We start from the raw sequence: 15,711 nt of genomic DNA on the forward strand, positions 1-15,711 counted from the left end.
GCTCCCACCCGTTATCCCCTCTAGCTTATATAGCTGATCACTTATATAGTGAGGTCCGTGCATGCCTTCGACGTCCTCGGCGACCCGGTCCGCCGCCGCATCCTGGAGCTGCTCAACGACGGTGAACGCTCCGCCGGCGAGCTGACCGCCGCCGTGCGCGAGGAGTTCGGCATCTCGCAGCCCGCCGTCTCCCAGCACTTGCGCGTGCTCCGGGAGAACGGGTTCGCCACCGTGCGGCCCGAGGGCAACCGCAGGCTCTACGCGGTGGAGCGTGCCCCGCTGGGCGAGGCCGAGGAGTGGCTGGGACGGTTCGCCGAGCGCTGGCGGCCCCACCTGGACGCCCTTGAAACCGAGATCGCGCGAGGCAGGCGTGCGCGGCGCCGCAGCGGCGAACAGCAGTGAGAGAGCACCCGAACGGGGGAACACGATGGACATCGACCAGCAGACCGCCGCGATCGAGCGGACCGTGAGTGTACGGGCCACCGGTTCCGGAGAGGAGACCACCGTGGTGGTCTCCCGCGTCTACGGCACCACCGCCGAGGACCTGTGGGAGGCCTGCACCAGCGCCGAGCGCATCCCGCGCTGGTTCATGCCCGTCAGCGGCGATCTCCGGGAGGGCGGCACCTACCAGTTGGAGGGCAACGCCGGGGGGAGGGTCCTGGACTGCGACCCGCCGCGCTCGTTCCGCGCGAGCTGGGAGTACGGGGGCGAGTACAGCGAGATCACGGTGAGCGTTACCCCGGTGTCGGAGGCGAGCGCACGGTTCGAGCTCAGGCACGAGGCCCCGATGAGCGAGCACTGGGAGCGGTACGGACCCGGAGCCACCGGTATCGGCTGGGAGATGGGCCTGCTCGGCCTCACCCTGCACCTGGGGAGCGGGGCCGACCAACCGGTGGAGGCCACCGAGTGGGCACGGTCGGAGGAGGCGCTGCGCTTCATGGCGGCCAGCGCGCGCCTGTGGGGCGAGGCGCACGGGGCCGCCGGGGCCGACACCGCCACCGCGAAGGCCGCCGCCGACCGGACCCTGGCCGCCTACACCGGACAGCCCGAGGGGTAGCGGACGCCGCCGTCGGCGAGGGCGCCGCGGCGGGCGTCAGCGCATCACCTTGAAGAAGCCCTCGGAGATCAGGGTGCGCAGGGCGTCGGGGGCGCGTCCGCGCACCACTTCGGGGTCCTCGCCCATCAGCTCGGCGATCACGTCCAGCAGCGGCCCCACCGGCATGGTGCCGTCGCACACCCCGGCCAGCGCCGCCTCCACGGTCCCGATCCGGGCGACTCGGCGCAGGCCGTCGCGCTGTCTCAACAGGATCTTCTCCGGGTCCGGCGCCCCGGGGCGGCCCACGCGTTCCTCCACCACGCCGGGGGCGAGCGCCACGTGTGCCGACAGCAGGGCCGTGTCGGGGAGCCGCAGCGCGGTCATCGCGCCGTCCACCACCTCCGGCAGGTAGGGGCCCACGGGCCGCTCTATCTCGTGGCGCAGCTCCTCCACGCGCACGGCCGCGTCCTGGGCGACGTCGTTGCGCAGACAGATCCAGCCGAACCCGATCCCCTTGATGCCCTCGCGCTCGAAGTAGTCCAGCCAGGCGTCGTAGCGCCGTGTGTACTCCGGTGTGCCGTGCTCGCACGAGTCGCGCAGCCACAGCTCCACGTACTCCGCTGGGTCCTGCACGTCCCGCTGGACCACCCAGCCCGAACAGCCGGTCCCCGTCACCCAGCCGCCGACCCGGTCCTCCCAGTCGTCGCCGTCGGAGTGCACCCAGTTGGCGAGGATCTGGCACCAGCCGCCCTCGGTCAGGTGCGCGGGGGCCTGCCGCACGAGTTCGGCGCACACCTGGTCGCCGGGCAGGTCGGACTCCCGGTAGGTGTAGCGGGCCGACTCGGGGGTGATGACGAACGGCGGGTTGGACACCACCAGGTCGAAGCGCTCGCCCGCCACGGGCTCGAAGAGCGATCCCTGGGCCAGGCGGGCGTCGCGGACGCCGGACAGGGCCAGGCTGGTCCCGGCCAGGCGCACCGCACGCGGGTTGAGGTCGGTGGCCACCACCTCGCGGGCCCGCGAGGCCAGGTGCAGCGCCTGGACCCCGCAGCCGGTGCCCAGGTCCAGCGCCCGGTCGAAGGGGCCGTTCACCATGAGTTCGGCCAGGGTGGAGGAGGCGCCGCCGGCACCCACCACGTGGTCCGGGCGGGGGACGAGGCCCTGCCCGGGGCGTACCTTCGGGTCGGAGACCACGAAGCCGGGCCGCCCCTCCTCCAGTTCCCAGGGGGTCAGGTTGACCAGTGCGCGGACGGTGTCTCCGTCGGTGGCCACGAGCCCGGCCCCGGCCAGTTCGTCGACGGGCAGGATGGCGCGCGCGGCCCGTTCGGGGATCGGCGACTGCAGCCACCACAGGCGCAGGAGCAGCCCGAGTCGCTCGTCCCCTCCGGTGGCCCGCAGGGCGGGCACCAGTTCCTCGCGGGCCAGGGCACGCGCGGCCGCGTCGCCGAGCCGGTCGCGGACGCCGGAGACCGTGTAGTCGGCGTCGATGAGGATGCCCCGGAGCCGGTCGGCGAGCGAGCGGGGGAAGTCTGTCTCAGGCACGCGCCCATTATCGGTCACGCGGGGTGCTCCGTGGTGGTCGGGGCGCTCAGGCTTCGTCCGCGCCGTCCCCGCCGGTGCGGGAGGCGGGCCGCTCGGCGGCCCGGGCACGTGAGCGCAGCAGCCGCGGGATGTAGAGGAAGCCGAAGACGCCCAGGAGGATCCCGGTCACGCAGACCCCGATCCACCAGTGCTCGGTCTCGGGCAGTGAGTCGCCCATGGACAGCAGGACGACGAGCGCGACCGTCCAGGCGAGGGTGCCCAGGGCCGCGGGCACGCGGTAGTCGCTCTCGTGGACGCCGGGGTCGGGTCGGCGGGATGTGGGCACGGTTCCAGGGTATCCGCCGACGGCTCCGCCGGACGGTGCGGCGGCCGGGGTGGCGCGGGTCGCGCGGCCGGGAGTGATCGCTCACACTTTTACGATGGATCACCCGGCTCTATGGTGTTTCCTATGAAACATGTCCGATACATGTGTTCCTATCTGTAGAAATATGCAACTAATCTGACTCAGAATCCCGTTTGTCCGTTAACAAGATCAGGTCAGGCTGAGGTCGTGAACACACCCACCACATCCCCCGACGCCGCGGAGCGGGCCCCGGGAGGGCCGCTGGACCGCTACTTCCGTGTCTCCGAGCGCGGCTCCACACTCGGCACCGAGATCCGCGGCGGCCTGGCGACCTTCTTCGCCATGGCCTACATCGTCGTCCTCAACCCGCTGATCATCGGCACCGCCGAGGACGTCGACGGCCAGACCCTGGGCATCCCCGAGGTCGCGGCCGTCACCGCTCTGGTCGCGGCGATCTCCTGCCTCCTCATGGGCGTGGTCAGCCGCTACCCCTTCGCCATCGCCGCCGGCATGGGCCTCAACGCGGTCATCGCCTACGGTCTGGCCCCGCTGATGCCGTGGGCCGACGTCTTCCTCCTGGTGATCATCGAGGGCGTCCTCCTGCTGATCCTGGTCCTCACGGGCTTCCGTACCGCGGTGTTCGCCGCGATCCCACCGGGCCTCAAGACCGCGATCGCCGTCGGCGTGGGCCTGTTCCTGGCCCTCATCGGCCTGGCCAACGCCGGGTTCGTGCAGCAGGGCGAGGGCACCCTGGTCCAGTTGGGCGACGGCGGACTGCACGGCTGGCCCATCCTGGTCTTCGTCGTCGGCCTGCTGGTGAGCATCGCCCTGTACGCCCGCAAGGTGAAGGGCGCCCTGCTCATCGGCATCGTGGCCTCCACCGTCCTCGCGATCCTCGTGGAGGCCGTGTTCGGCGGGACCGAGGAGGGTCTCGGCTGGAGCCTGACCGTTCCGAGCGTCCCCACCGGTATCGGCGACTTGGTCGCCCTGCCCAACCTCGGACTCGTCGGCCTGTTCACCGACGGCGGTTTCAACCTCGTCGAGCGCTGGAGCTCCATCGGCGTCGCGACCATCCTCATGCTGGTCTTCACGCTGCTGCTCGCCGACTTCTTCGACACCATGGGCACCATGGTCGGCGTCGCGAACCAGGCGGGCCTGACCGATGGGGACGGCAACCTGGCCAACGCCCGGGAGGTGCTCGTCGCCGACTCCCTGGGCACCGTCCTCGGCGGTGTCGGCTCGGCCTCCGTCAACACCGTCTACGCCGAGTCCGCCGCCGGTGTCGGTGAGGGCGCCCGCACCGGCATCGCGCCGATCGTCACCGGGGTGCTGTTCCTCGTCTCCGCCTTCTTCACCCCGCTGGTGAACCTGGTGCCGTTCGAGGCGGCCACGCCGGTGCTGGTCTTGGTGGCCTTCATGATGATGACCCAGGTGGTCAGCATCGACTTCAAGGATCCGGCGATCGGCCTGGGCTCCTTCATGGCCATCATCATGATGCCCTTCACCTACTCCATCGCCAACGGCATCGGGTTCGGCCTGATCACCTACGCCTTCGTCAGCCTCGTGACGGGCAGGGCCCGTCAGGTCCACCCGCTGCTGTGGCTGGTCGCCGTGGTCTTCCTGATCCACTTCGCCGAGGCCCCGATCACCGCCCTGTTCGGTTGATCCGACCCGCTCCGGCGGGAATCACCCCGAGGTGAACGGCGTTGACTCCACTGATGAGTCAACGCCGTTTACCTTTGTGGCCGCGATCCGGCCCCCCAAGCCCCAGACGTCCCACCACCCGTTCGGAAAGGCGGTGAGGCGCTGATGCGGCGTGTGGCGATGTTCCGTTCGCTGGCCAACCGCAACTACCGGCTCTTCGCGCTCGGCCAACTCGTGTCCAACCCCGGTACGTGGATGCAGCGCATCGCCCAGGACTGGCTCGTCCTCCAGCTCAGCGGTGGCAGCGGGATCGCGCTGGGCATGACCACCGCTCTCCAGTTCCTGCCCATGCTCCTGTTCGGGCTCGTGGCCGGCGCGCTGGTGGACCGGTTCGACAAGCGGAGGCTCCTGGTCTTCACCCAGAGCGCCATGGGCGTGCTCGCCGTCGCCCTCGGCGTCCTGGCCACCATCGGTGCCGCCCAGGTGTGGCACGTCTACCTCTTCGCCCTGGCACTGGGCATGGTCACCGTCCTGGACAACCCCGGACGCCAGGCCTTCGTCCCGGAGATGGTCGACCGCGACCACCTCAGCAACGCCGTTGCGCTCAACAGCGCCAGCTTCCAGCTCGGCCGTGTCACCGGTCCCGCCGTCGCCGGACTGCTCATCGGCTGGATCGGCAGCGGCCCGGTCTTCATGCTCAACGGCGTCTCCTTCGCCTGCACGATCGCTGCCCTGCTGCTCATGCGCACCGGCGAACTCGACCCCACCGACCGTGTCCCCTTGGGCAAGGGCCGCGTCCGCGAGGGGCTGCGTTACATCAGCGGCCGACGCGACCTCGTCCTCCTGCTCGTCCTGTCGGCGTGCGTCCAGTTCTTTGGCGCCAATACCCAGAACCAGATCGCCCTGATGGTCAACAACGTCTTCGAGACGGGAGCCGCCGCCTTCGGAGCGGCCGCAGCCTGCCTGGCCTTCGGCGCGTTCGTCGGTGCCCTGCTGGCCGCGCGGCGTGAGAGGCCCCGGCTTCGGATGGTGCTCCTGGGTTCCCTGGGTTTCGGTATCGCCCAGGTGGTGTCGGGGCTGATGCCGGGCTACCTGTCGTTCGTGTGCGTCCTCGTCCCCATGGGACTGTGCTTCATGACCTATGTGACCACGCTCAACGCCACCTTCCAGCTTTCCGTCGAACCCACGATGCGCGGTCGGGCGATGAGCATGTTCATGCTGGTGTTCATGGGGGTGGCCCCCCTCGGCGCGCCCATGGTCGGAATCCTCGCCGACCTCTTCGGGCCACAGGTGAGCCTGATGGTCGGCGGCACGGCGACGGTTCTGGTGGTCGCCGTGATCAGCACGCTGCTGTTCAGGGCCAAGGGCGTGCACCCGCGCGACCTGCTGCCCGGCCGGGCCGGAGCGCGGTCCCGGGACGAGCGGGGCGCACCGGCCCCCGCACGCTGAGAGGCACGCGTTCGGGAGTACGCCTCACCACGGGGGAAGGAACGGGACATGAGGCTGTTCGTCGCTCTCTCCCCTCCCCCCGACACCCTGGACGCCGTCGAGGCGGCCGTCGCGCTCGGGCGCGCGCACACGCCCGACCTGAGATGGGTGCCCCGTGAGGAGTGGCACATCACCCTGGTCTTCCTCGGCGAGGTCGCGGAGGAGCGCCTGCCCGCCCTGGCCGAGCGGGTCGCGGAGCAGGTGCGGGTCCGCCACCCCCTGACGCTCGGAGTCCAGGGCTGGGGGCGCTTCCCGCGGCGGGGACCGCGTTCGGCGGTCCTGTGGGCGGCGGTCACCGGAGACACCGTCGCCCTGGACCGGCTGGCCCGCGGTCTGCGCTCGGCCGCGCGCGCCGCGCGGATCCCGGTCGAGCGCCGACCCTACGTGCCGCACGTCACGATCGCCCGCAGCAGGCCGCCGCGCGACCTCTCCGACACGGTCGCCGCCTTGGGAACCCTGTCCGGGACCGTGTGGGAGGCGCGCCGGGTGCACCTCGTGGAGAGCCGTCCGGGAGCCGCCGACCGGTACCGGACCGTTCGAACATGGGAGTTAGGCTGAGACGATCTCTCAACCGACCCTCCGGAGCCCGACACCATGAGCATGCTCACCAACAACCGCAAGCAGCGCTGGCTGCTGCCCGTGGTGCTCGGCTCGATCATGCTCCTCGTGCTGCTTGGAGCGCTCCTGGACTGAGGCGGGCCGCCGTGTCCGGTGCCCCGCTTACGGGAGGTCCGGGGGCCAGCCGAAGCGGTCCGCGCGCCCTGAACCGTTTACGCCGCGGCGCCCACCAGCTCCACCGCTTGGGCCACCAGGGCGGCGTTGTCGTGGGCCTCCGTGCCGTCGGGCAGGCGCATGGTGTCCTCCAGTCCGATCCGCACGTCGTACCCGGCGGAGACGGCCGCCTCCAGCATCGGCCACGCGGTCGCGTCGGAGCCGTGCAGCAGGCGGGGCGCCGCCACCTTGGCGCGGTCCAGCAGGCTCAGGACGGCGTCGGCGTTGGCGCGGGCGTCCTCGGCCCTCACCTGGGTCGGCTCGACCAGCACCGCCGCCGCCCGGAGCTTCGTGGCGACGAGGATGCGCGCCGCCTCCACCGTCCACACCCCCGCCTCCACGGCCACCCGCCGGTCCTCCAGCAGGTGGGCCAGGTCCACCGAACCGGCCTCGTGTAGGTGCACCGTCGCCGAGTCCGGGAGCGCCGAGGCCGCCCACCGCTGCACCATGTCGTAGCGGCGCCAGGGGTCGGACTGTGCGGACAAGGCGGTGGTCAGCGACACGGGCACGTTCGGTCCCGCCTCGCGCAGGTACTCCATCAGCGGTGTGACCACCTGGGGTTCCAGCGACTCGGCGCCGGTGGCGTCGCGCGGGTGCACGTGGATCTCCGTCGCTCCCGCGCCCACGACGGCGTGGGCGTCCGCCACCAGTTGCTCCGGGGACACCGGCAGGGCCGGGTGCGCACCGGGGCGGCGGTCACCGTTGAGACAGGCGACGATCCTCATGGGCCCTCCTCACCGCGCTCCGTATGCCGGAATGTGCCCGCTCCCCAGCGGGTGCAAGCACGTCTCCGCGGATGCCTGGCAGGATGGCGGCCATGACACGATCGCTCACGCTCGCCGCGGCCGCCGCAGTCGGCCTCGCCCTCGTGCCGTTTCCGGCGCTGGCCGCCGGGGCCGACGGCGGCGGGACCGGCGGCCTGGACTACCCGCGGGGCGGCGAGGGCCCGGAGGGGTCGGAGACGGCGTTCACCCTCCAGGACCCGCGGATCGCCGAGTCGAGCGGGATCGCCCCCTCGCTCAGACACGAGGGGGTGTGGTGGACCCACAACGACAGCGGCGTGGACGTGGCACCCGCGCTGTACGCGGTGAACGGGGAGGGCGAGACACTGGCGACGGTCACCCTCGCGGTGCGGATCCGCGACTGGGAGGCGGTCACCGTCACCGAGGGGCCTGACGGCGTCCCGGTGGTCCTCGTGGGGAACATCGGTGACAACTACGGGGGCGGTTGGCCCAGTGTCACCGTGCACCGGTTCACCGAACCGGAGGTGCTCGCCGACACCACCGTGGAACCCGAGACGCTCACCCTCACCTACGCCGACGGTGGCCGCGACGCGGAGGCGATGATGGTCGACCCCCGCGACGGGCGCCTGTACGTGGTGTCCAAGGAGTTCTCCGGAACGGTGTACGCGGCACCCGAGGAGATCGACCCCGCGGCGACCAACGTCCTGGAGCGGATCGACAGCGCGCCGCTGTTCGTCACCGACGCCGCGTTCCACCCCGACGGAACCCGGTACGTGCTGCGCACCTACTGGGGGGTGACCGTCTACGACTCCACTGAGGGTGTGCCGGGCACCTCCATGGGCTCCTTCGAACTGCCGGAGTCCGACCGGGGGGAGGCGATTGCCTTCACCCCCGACGGCACCGCGCTCATGGCCGGGACCGAGGGGGTGAACGCCCCCGTGTGGCGGGTACCGCTGCCCGAGGAGTACCGGTCCGGGCAGGCCCCGGAGAGCGCTGCGGAGACCGGGCAGGAGGGGGAGACGGAGCAGGCCGGCGGTGCCGGTCCCGGCTCGGGCGGCGCACTGCGGTTCATCGTCGCCGGTGCCGCTGTGGCGCTGCTCGCCATCGGAGGCATCGTGTTGCTCGCCCGGAAGGGGTAGATAGTCGGTTATGCGGGGCAGGCTTCTGTCTTGGGATGCTCTGTCGCACCTTCGGACGCCGCATGCGTGAACGAAACCCCCGCCCGCCCAGTCCCACCTGTACGGAGTGCCCGTTCCCGTCTCGGCCCGTGCCGCGGCCGCCGCCCCGGAGCGGCTCTCCGCCACCGGGGACTGGCGTCGACGGCTCTCGCGGCCCTCTCACGGGTCGATCCGCGCCTGGTGAGCGTGGACGCCCCGGAACGCTTCTTCCCGGGCGGTGCGCACGGTGGAGGAGCCCGGGGTCTCGCCGGTCACGATGCTCGACCCGGAGGGCAACGAGTTCGACGTCCAGTGACCGGCGTCAGCCCTGGTCGCCGAGGAGGAAGTGCTCGCGGGCCAGGAAGGCGTGCCGGGAGAAGTCGGTGAACACACCGTCCACGCCCACCTCGAAGAAGGCCTCGTACTCGGCGGCGAAGCCCCCGTAATCGGACGGATCGCCCGGCGATCGCAGGCTCTCGGGCAGGAAGCGGTTCTCGCTGCGGAACGTGTAGGGGTGGACCAGCAGCCCGGCCTCGTGCGCGTCGGCCACCAGCGGTGTCGGCTCATCCAGTTCGCCGTCTCCGGTCACCGGCACCACCAGGTTCTTGTCCGGGCCGATCGCGTGGGCGAACGTGGCCACCTCCGCCAGGCCCTCCGGGGTGGTGTAGGGCCGCCACGGCTCCCCAGCACCCATGAGGTAGACGAGCCGCAGCCCGGTCCCGGCGAGTTTGCGCAGGCTCTCCGCCTCGAAGGACTGGAGGAACACCGGCACCTTCGGCTCGTCGCCGGTGAGCCCGGCCCCACGCAGCGCCGCGATGAGGAGCGGTTCCAGCTCCAGGCCCTGGGAGGCATGGTAGGCGGGATGCTTGGTCTCCGGGTAGATCCCGATGGGGCGCCCCAGCTCCTTGGTCAGGGACAGCGCCAGCCCGATGACCTCCTCCAGGGTCGGGACCTCGTAGACCCCGTCCATCGCCGTGTTCTCCGCGCGCACGTCCCGGAGCCGCTCCACCGCCCGCAGGGTCTTGATCTCGGCCAGGGTGAAGTCCTGGGCGAAGAACCCCTCCGCCTCGCGGCCGTCGATGGTCCGCGTGGTGCGGCGATCGGCGAACTCGGGCCGGTCGGCCACGTCCGTGGTGTGCCCGATCTCCTGCTCGTGGCGGCAGATCAGTCGGCCGTCCCTGGTGGCCACCAGGTCCATCTCGATGAAGTCGCCCCCGTGCCGGGCCCCCAGCTCGTAAGAGGCCAGGGTGTGCTCCGGCCGGTGACCTGAGGCGCCCCGGTGCGAGATGATCGTGATCGGGAGTTCCTTCTTGTTCCTGCGCAAGGTCGAACCGTCCTGGAGTGCGTGCGGTGGCGGTACGGCCCTTCGGGGGAACCGGGGAGGGCCGCGCCCCCCATTGTCCCCCAGCGGGCGCGCCGCCTCGGACGCGGAGGGGCCGGCCCGTCTGAACTGCTCCCCGGAAGTTGGACTGGGAAATCCAGTTCACGCCCGGGGCGGCCCCTCCGCGCGGCGATCAGGTCAGGACAGCTTGTCCAGGACGAAGTCGACGCACTCGGTCAGTGCCCTGACGTCGCCGGGCTCCACGGCGGGGAACATGGCGACGCGCAGTTGGTTGCGGCCCAGCTTGCGGTAGGGCTCGGTGTCGACGACCCCGTTGGCGCGCAGCACCTTGGCGATCGCGGCGGCGTCCACGTCGTCGCTGAAGTCGATGGTGCCCACCACCTGGGACCGCTGGGCGGGGTCGGTGACGAAGGGCGTGGCCACCGGGGACCGCTCGGCCCAGTCGTAGAGGACCGACGAGGACTCCGCCGTGCGCTCCACCGTCCACTTCAGGCCGCCCCGGGAGTTCATCCACTCCAACTGCTCGGCCAGGAGCAGCAGCGTGGCCACGGCCGGGGTGTTGTAGGTCTGGTCCTTGCGGGAGTTGGCGACCGCGGTGGTCAGTGAGAAGAATTCCGGGATGTAGCGGTCGGTCGCCGCGATCTCCTCTACCCGGGCCAGGGCCCTGGGCGACATGACCGCCACCCACAGGCCGCCGTCGGAGGCGAAGCTCTTCTGCGGCGCGAAGTAGTAGACGTCCGTCTCGGAGATGTCGACGGGCAGGCCGCCGGCGCCGCTGGTGGCGTCCACGAGCACGAGCGCGTCGTCGTCGGCACCCGCCACCCGCTTGATCGGAGCGGCCACGCCCGTGGAGGTCTCGTTGTGGGTGAGCGCGTACACGTCCACGCCGGCCTCGGCGACGGGCGCGCCGTGGCTGCCCGGCTCGGTCTCGATGACGGTGGGCGCCTCCAGCCACGGGGCACCCTTGGCGACCTTGGCGAACTTGCTGGAGAACTCGCCGAAGGCCAGGTGCTGCGACTTGGAGCGCAGCAGGCCGTGGGCGGCGATGTCCCAGAACGCGGTCGTGCCCCCGTTGCCGAGGACGACCTCGTAGCCCTCGGGGAGGCTGAAGAGCTCGCTCACACCCGAGCGCACCCGGGACACCAGGGACTTGACCGGCTTCTGCCGGTGGGAGGTGCCCATGTAGCGGCTGCCGGAGGAGTGGAGGGCCGCCAGCTGCTCGGGGCGGACTTTGGACGGACCGCTGCCGAAACGGCCGTCGGAGGGCAGCAGGTTCGCGGGAATCTGAATGTCGTCGGTCACGGCCTCCAGCGTAGTGGTCCGGGCCCTGCCCGCGCCGGTCAGGGCGCGAGATTTCCCGGCGCGGCTCCCGCGCCACCGGTGGGGGCGGGTGGCGCGGGAGCCGCGCGGCGCGAGAGTATGCCGTCTGTGCACCACCACGACCCTGCCGAACTGCGGAAACCGTACCTGGGAGAGCCTTTGCGGCGATCCGGACTGGCCGACCACCCCATGACCCAGTTCCACCTGTGGTTCGAGGAGGCCTGTGACCGCGGGGTCGTCGAACCCAACGCCATGGTGCTGGCCTCGGTCGAGCCCACGGGTATGCCGAGGGCCCGCACGGTGCTGATGAAGGGCTGTGACCGCGGCGGACTGCGCTTCTTCACCAACTACGCCTCGCGCAAGGGCCGGGCGCTGGACGCTGATCCGCGTGCCTGCGCTGTCTTCCCCTGGCACTCCGTACGCCGCCAGGTGATGGTGGCCGGGCGGGTGGTGCGCCTCTCCGGCGAGGAGAACGACCGCTACTTCGCGACGCGGCCGCGCGGCTCCCGGATCGGAGCGTGGGCGAGTGAGCGCCAGTCGCGGCCGGTGGCCGACCGCGCCGAGCTGGACCGCCTCTACCGCGAGTTCGAGGACGTGTGGGCCGACGGCCGGGAGGTGCCCCGCCCGTCCTACTGGGGCGGGTACCGCCTGGTGCCGGAGGAGGTGGAGTTCTGGCAGGGCGGGGCCGACCGCATGCACGACCGGTTCGCCTACACCCGCGGTGCGGCGGGGGAATGGCGCGTCGAGCGCCTGGCACCGTGAGGGCGGACACGGATCGAAGAAGTATCCACATAGTGAGACCCCGGCGAAAACAGGGCCGGTTCCGCCGCGATATGATGACGGTCATCGGTGGTCGCTCCCGCGGTCCTGCGGACGTCCCGGTCCCCACTCGGCCCCTGGGAATCACGTGCCTCCGGCCTGTGTTGTGAGAGACCCGCCGTGCCCGGCGTAACTCGCGTGCCGGGCACAGAGCCTTGGGAGGGGAGAGTTGACAGCACACGGGCTGATCGACACGACGGAGATGTACCTCCGGACGGTCTTCGAACTCGAGGAGGAGGGGATCGTCCCGCTGCGCGCCCGGATCGCCGAGCGCTTGCACCAGAGCGGCCCCACCGTGAGCCAGACCGTGGCCCGCATGGAGCGCGACGGCCTGCTGCGCGTCGAGAACGACCGGCACCTGGTCATGACGGACGAGGGCCGCAGGCTGGCCACGCACGTCATGCGCAAGCACCGCCTGGCCGAACGGCTGCTCGTCGACGTCATCGGGCTCCCCTGGGAGGACGTCCACATCGAGGCCTGCCGATGGGAGCACGTGATCTCCGAAGCGGTGGAGGAGCGGCTCGTGGGCCTGCTCAACAGCCCCTCGGTGTGCCCGCACGGCAACCCCATCCCCGGGTTGGAGGAGCTGGGCCTGAAGGACTACGTGACCGAGCCCTTCACCGACGAGTCGATCGTCCCGATGGCGGACGCCGTCGGGCCGGCGGACACCACGGTCACCGTCCGGCGCATCAGCGAAGTCCTGCAGTCGGACGCCGACACCATGCTCGCCCTGCGCAGATCCGGGGTACAACCGGAGCAGGACGTGGTGGTGCGGTCCCTGGACGGCGGGGTCCGTGTCACGGGAGGCGAGGCCGGTACCACCGATCTGTCGGCGGACGTCTCCGGGCACATCTTCGTCGCCAAACCGTGAACCGCCCCTTGCGTGCGGTGGCACATCGGGTTGCCGCAACGCGCTGCGGGGGCATTGACGGTATTGCTACGCTCGCTTCAAGGTGCGGTCGTTTCGGGTGACCGGGAGCGGGCATGTGTGCAGCTCATGACGGCGAGGTGGCGGCTAGATGACACGGTGGGGCGAGCCCTTCCGGGAGAGTGGGACCCTGGCCTCGGCTTCCGTGGTGGACCAGGCCCAGATCGCCATCGTCGTCATCGACAGGTTCAGCCTGCTCAGGTACTGGAACCCCTTCGCGCGTGAACTCTTCGGTTTCGTCGACGGCCGCGACTACGTCGGCCTCTCCCTCCTCGACATCGGCATCCACGAGTCCGACCGCGAACACGCCTCCCAGCTGGCGCGCAGGGTCCTGCGCGGTGAGCCGTGGGAGGGCACGTTCGCCGTCCTCAAGGGCGACTCCACCTGGATCCACGTCCGAGCCCAAGCGGTCCCCATGCACGACGGGAACGGCGAGATCGACGGCATCACCCTGATCGCGCGCGAAGCGCTGCGCAGCGGCCGGGTGGAGGAGCAGTACGGCCTGCTGGAGCGGATCGGGTCCCGCCTGGCCAACTCCCTGGGGTTCGACTCCACGGTCAAGGGCGTGGCCGGCATACTCGTCCCACAGTTCGCCGACCACTGCTTCATCGACCTCTACGACCACGAGCGCCTCATCCGGAGGGTGTCCGTCCACGCCGAGGGGTGGACGCCCCCGGAACGCACCTGGTACGGCGTCGGTGACGAGGTCCGCTACCCCGAACGTCACTTCGTGACCCAGGCACTGCGGCGTCAGGAGACCGTCGTCAGCGGCGACCACCTCCTCGACGGCGTCTACGGGGGCCGGGCCGACACCGTCTCCCGTCAGGTCGGGGTCACCTCCGCGATCGCGGCGCCCCTGCGAGCCCGCGGGGAGGTGCTGGGCGTGCTCACCCTGTCTCTGTCGGGACTCTCCCCGCGCCAGAAGAGCACCTACGGCGGGTTCGACCGGGACTTGGTGGGTGCCATCGCCTCCCGGGTCGCACTGGCCATCGACAACGCCCGGCTGTTCGAGGAGGAGCGCGCCACCGCACTGGTCTTCCAGAAGAGCCTGCTGCCGAGCGGTTTCCCGCCCCTGGACGGGCTCACGATCGCGCACGACTACCTCCCCGCGGGCCCGCTGTCCGCCCACGGCTACGGGGTGCAGACCCAGGTCGGGGGCGACTTCTACGACGCCATCCCGCTCTCTGCGGGTCGGGTGGGCCTGGTCATCGGCGACGTCGAGGGCCGGGGGCCGCACGCGGCGGCGGTCATGGGGCAACTGCGCGCCGCCCTGCGCGCCTTCGCCCAGGCGGATCGGGAGCCCGCCGACATCCTCCGGGAACTCGACGAGTGGGTCCGCCAGCTCGGCAAGCCCGACGACGACGGCGGCGGCACCTGGATCCCCAGTGTGAGCTGCCTGTACATGGTCTACGACGCATGGTCACGGGAGCTGTCCTACGCCAACGCCGGACACGCCCCACCGCTGCTGGTCACCTCCGACTCGGTGGAGGCCCTCGAACTGGAGGTCACCGACCGCATGCTGGGCGTGCGAGCCCGCGGCGGAGCCGGCGAGGACATCGTCTACCACCAGGCGAACCTGACGCTGCCCATCGGGGCCACCCTGGTGATGTACACCGACGGTCTGGTGGAGCGGCACCTGCCCGGGGTCGCGCCCGACACCGCCGACGCGCTGGCGCGCCTGGTGGAGGGCGTCACCGAGGTCGCGGACAAGGACGTGCGGCAGATCGCCGAGGCCGCCCTGGACAGCGTGCCCGGCGACGCCGACGACGACACCGCGCTCCTGGTGGTGCGCACGCACTCCGACGAACTGGCGCTGCGCGAGGGCTGGTTCAGATCCGAGGCCTCCACGGTGGGCGAGGCGCGCCACCTGGCGGCCAGCACCTTCAAGGAGTGGGGGATGGACCGGGACCAGGCGGAACTGGCCTGCCTTCTGGTCTCGGAGATCGTCACCAACGTCGTCATCCACGCCACCCCGCACCCGGTACACCGCGCGTTCACCGGTGGAGGGGTCCTGGACTCCGAGGTGCCCTTCGACACGGGTGGCGGCGAGTTCGACGAGGACTGGACGGACCTGCTGGAGGAGGTCGCCTCCTCCGACGCGGTCGAGGACCCGGCGGAGAAGGAGTTCCTCCTGCGGCTGCGGCGCGGTGCCTGCGCCGTGTGGGTGGAGGTGTTCGATCACGACCTGCGGCTGCCCCGTATCCGCAGCGCCGCCGCCGACGACGAGGGCGGCCGCGGCCTCTACCTGGTCGAGCAGCTCGCTGCCCGGTGGGGTTCGCGCCCCACGCCGGACGGCAAGGCGGTCTGGTTCGAGATGCCGATGTACGGCGGCGAGGACGAGGACGGCGCCGAGGAGCTCGGCTGAGAAGGGCCCGCCCCGCTCAGCGCCAGGACCACGCCCACAGCAGCAGGCACACGAAGATGAAGAACACCACGATCCCGCTGGTGGTCCAGGGGATGTGGACCTTCGGCCGGAGCTTGCGGACGCCGATCACGAGCAGGACGATCAGCAGCCCCATGACGATGAGGCCGTCCCACGCGCCGCTCATGGCCGTCTCCTCCGTGCCTTCGCGTGTCT

The 15,711-nt window shown here is 71.1% G+C and carries 15 protein-coding genes; 9 read left to right on the forward strand and 6 right to left on the reverse strand.

Annotated elements, in window-relative coordinates:
- Nucleotides 1–57 precede the first annotated feature (57 nt).
- Complete coding sequence (locus B042_RS0121170; RefSeq protein WP_028650033.1) at nt 58–402, forward strand: helix-turn-helix transcriptional regulator; 345 nt, start codon at nt 58–60, stop codon at nt 400–402.
- Nucleotides 403–427: 25 nt separating this feature from the next.
- Complete coding sequence (locus B042_RS0121175; RefSeq protein WP_028650034.1) at nt 428–1,057, forward strand: SRPBCC domain-containing protein; 630 nt, start codon at nt 428–430, stop codon at nt 1,055–1,057.
- A gap of 36 nt (nt 1,058–1,093) precedes the next feature.
- Here B042_RS0121175 and B042_RS0121180 read toward each other — a convergent pair whose 3' ends face one another.
- A complete protein-coding gene (locus B042_RS0121180; RefSeq protein WP_028650035.1) occupies nt 1,094–2,578 on the reverse strand; it encodes a methyltransferase in 1,485 nt (494 codons plus the stop codon).
- Nucleotides 2,579–2,624: 46 nt separating this feature from the next.
- The gene (locus B042_RS24150; RefSeq protein WP_036555788.1) at nt 2,625–2,903 is read right to left on the reverse strand and encodes a DUF2530 domain-containing protein; all 279 of its coding nucleotides are present in this window, start codon (nt 2,901–2,903) and stop codon (nt 2,625–2,627) included.
- Between the two features lie 225 nt (nt 2,904–3,128).
- Here B042_RS24150 and B042_RS0121190 point away from each other — a divergent pair, with 225 nt between their 5' ends.
- From B042_RS0121190 to thpR, 3 genes are all read left to right on the forward strand, one after another.
- Entirely contained in the window at nt 3,129–4,586 is a 1,458-nt protein-coding gene (locus B042_RS0121190) for an NCS2 family permease (RefSeq protein WP_028650036.1), read from the forward strand.
- A 144-nt stretch (nt 4,587–4,730) separates the two neighbouring features.
- On the forward strand, nt 4,731–6,014 hold the full coding sequence (locus B042_RS24155) for an MFS transporter (RefSeq protein WP_081748924.1): 1,284 nt from the start codon (nt 4,731–4,733) through the stop codon (nt 6,012–6,014).
- Between the two features lie 48 nt (nt 6,015–6,062).
- Nucleotides 6,063–6,611, forward strand: coding sequence for an RNA 2',3'-cyclic phosphodiesterase (thpR, locus tag B042_RS0121200; RefSeq protein ID WP_028650037.1), 549 nt, complete (start codon nt 6,063–6,065; stop codon nt 6,609–6,611).
- A gap of 212 nt (nt 6,612–6,823) precedes the next feature.
- On the opposite strand, the gene B042_RS0121210 is transcribed toward thpR, so the two are convergent.
- Nucleotides 6,824–7,549 carry a 3-keto-5-aminohexanoate cleavage protein gene (locus tag B042_RS0121210; RefSeq protein ID WP_028650038.1) on the reverse strand — a complete coding sequence of 242 codons (726 nt, stop codon included), beginning with the start codon at nt 7,547–7,549 and terminating at the stop codon, nt 6,824–6,826.
- Nucleotides 7,550–7,641: 92 nt separating this feature from the next.
- Between B042_RS0121210 and B042_RS0121215 the strand changes: the two genes are divergently transcribed.
- Entirely contained in the window at nt 7,642–8,706 is a 1,065-nt protein-coding gene (locus tag B042_RS0121215) for a hypothetical protein (protein ID WP_028650039.1), read from the forward strand.
- Nucleotides 8,707–9,046: 340 nt separating this feature from the next.
- Here B042_RS0121215 and B042_RS0121225 read toward each other — a convergent pair whose 3' ends face one another.
- Both B042_RS0121225 and serC read right to left on the reverse strand, forming a co-directional pair.
- Nucleotides 9,047–10,048, reverse strand: a complete 1,002-nt coding sequence (locus B042_RS0121225; RefSeq protein WP_028650040.1) for a glycerophosphodiester phosphodiesterase family protein — start codon at nt 10,046–10,048, stop codon at nt 9,047–9,049.
- A gap of 195 nt (nt 10,049–10,243) precedes the next feature.
- The gene (gene serC / locus B042_RS0121230) at nt 10,244–11,368 is read right to left on the reverse strand and encodes a phosphoserine transaminase (RefSeq protein WP_028650041.1); all 1,125 of its coding nucleotides are present in this window, start codon (nt 11,366–11,368) and stop codon (nt 10,244–10,246) included.
- A 126-nt stretch (nt 11,369–11,494) separates the two neighbouring features.
- Between serC and pdxH the strand changes: the two genes are divergently transcribed.
- The 3 genes from pdxH (at nt 11,495) to B042_RS0121245 (ending at nt 15,498) form a co-directional block, all read left to right on the forward strand.
- The gene (pdxH, locus tag B042_RS0121235) at nt 11,495–12,148 is read left to right on the forward strand and encodes a pyridoxamine 5'-phosphate oxidase (RefSeq protein ID WP_028650042.1); all 654 of its coding nucleotides are present in this window, start codon (nt 11,495–11,497) and stop codon (nt 12,146–12,148) included.
- Between the two features lie 226 nt (nt 12,149–12,374).
- On the forward strand, nt 12,375–13,076 hold the full coding sequence (locus tag B042_RS0121240) for a metal-dependent transcriptional regulator (RefSeq protein WP_028650043.1): 702 nt from the start codon (nt 12,375–12,377) through the stop codon (nt 13,074–13,076).
- A 148-nt stretch (nt 13,077–13,224) separates the two neighbouring features.
- The gene (locus B042_RS0121245; RefSeq protein WP_028650044.1) at nt 13,225–15,498 is read left to right on the forward strand and encodes a SpoIIE family protein phosphatase; all 2,274 of its coding nucleotides are present in this window, start codon (nt 13,225–13,227) and stop codon (nt 15,496–15,498) included.
- 16 nt (nt 15,499–15,514) lie between these two features.
- Here the strand turns inward: B042_RS0121245 and B042_RS26295 are convergent, their stop codons facing one another.
- Nucleotides 15,515–15,682, reverse strand: coding sequence for a hypothetical protein (locus tag B042_RS26295; RefSeq protein WP_028650045.1), 168 nt, complete (start codon nt 15,680–15,682; stop codon nt 15,515–15,517).
- Nucleotides 15,683–15,711: the final 29 nt, after the last annotated feature.

Source organism: Nocardiopsis sp. CNT312 (assembly GCF_000515115.1).
Classification (GTDB): domain Bacteria; phylum Actinomycetota; class Actinomycetes; order Streptosporangiales; family Streptosporangiaceae; genus Nocardiopsis.

Bases quoted from the DNA above. Each gene is read 5' to 3' on its own strand.
- B042_RS0121175 (WP_028650034.1), top strand. From the start codon at position 428: ATGGACATCGACCAGCAGACCGCCGCGATCGAGCGGACCGTGAGTGTA.
- B042_RS24155 (WP_081748924.1), top strand. From the start codon at position 4,731: ATGCGGCGTGTGGCGATGTTCCGTTCGCTGGCCAACCGCAACTACCGG.
- thpR (WP_028650037.1), top strand. From the start codon at position 6,063: ATGAGGCTGTTCGTCGCTCTCTCCCCTCCCCCCGACACCCTGGACGCC.
- B042_RS0121210 (WP_028650038.1), bottom strand. From the start codon at position 7,549: ATGAGGATCGTCGCCTGTCTCAACGGTGACCGCCGCCCCGGTGCGCAC.
- B042_RS0121215 (WP_028650039.1), top strand. From the start codon at position 7,642: ATGACACGATCGCTCACGCTCGCCGCGGCCGCCGCAGTCGGCCTCGCC.
- B042_RS0121245 (WP_028650044.1), top strand. From the start codon at position 13,225: ATGACACGGTGGGGCGAGCCCTTCCGGGAGAGTGGGACCCTGGCCTCG.
- B042_RS26295 (WP_028650045.1), bottom strand. From the start codon at position 15,682: ATGAGCGGCGCGTGGGACGGCCTCATCGTCATGGGGCTGCTGATCGTC.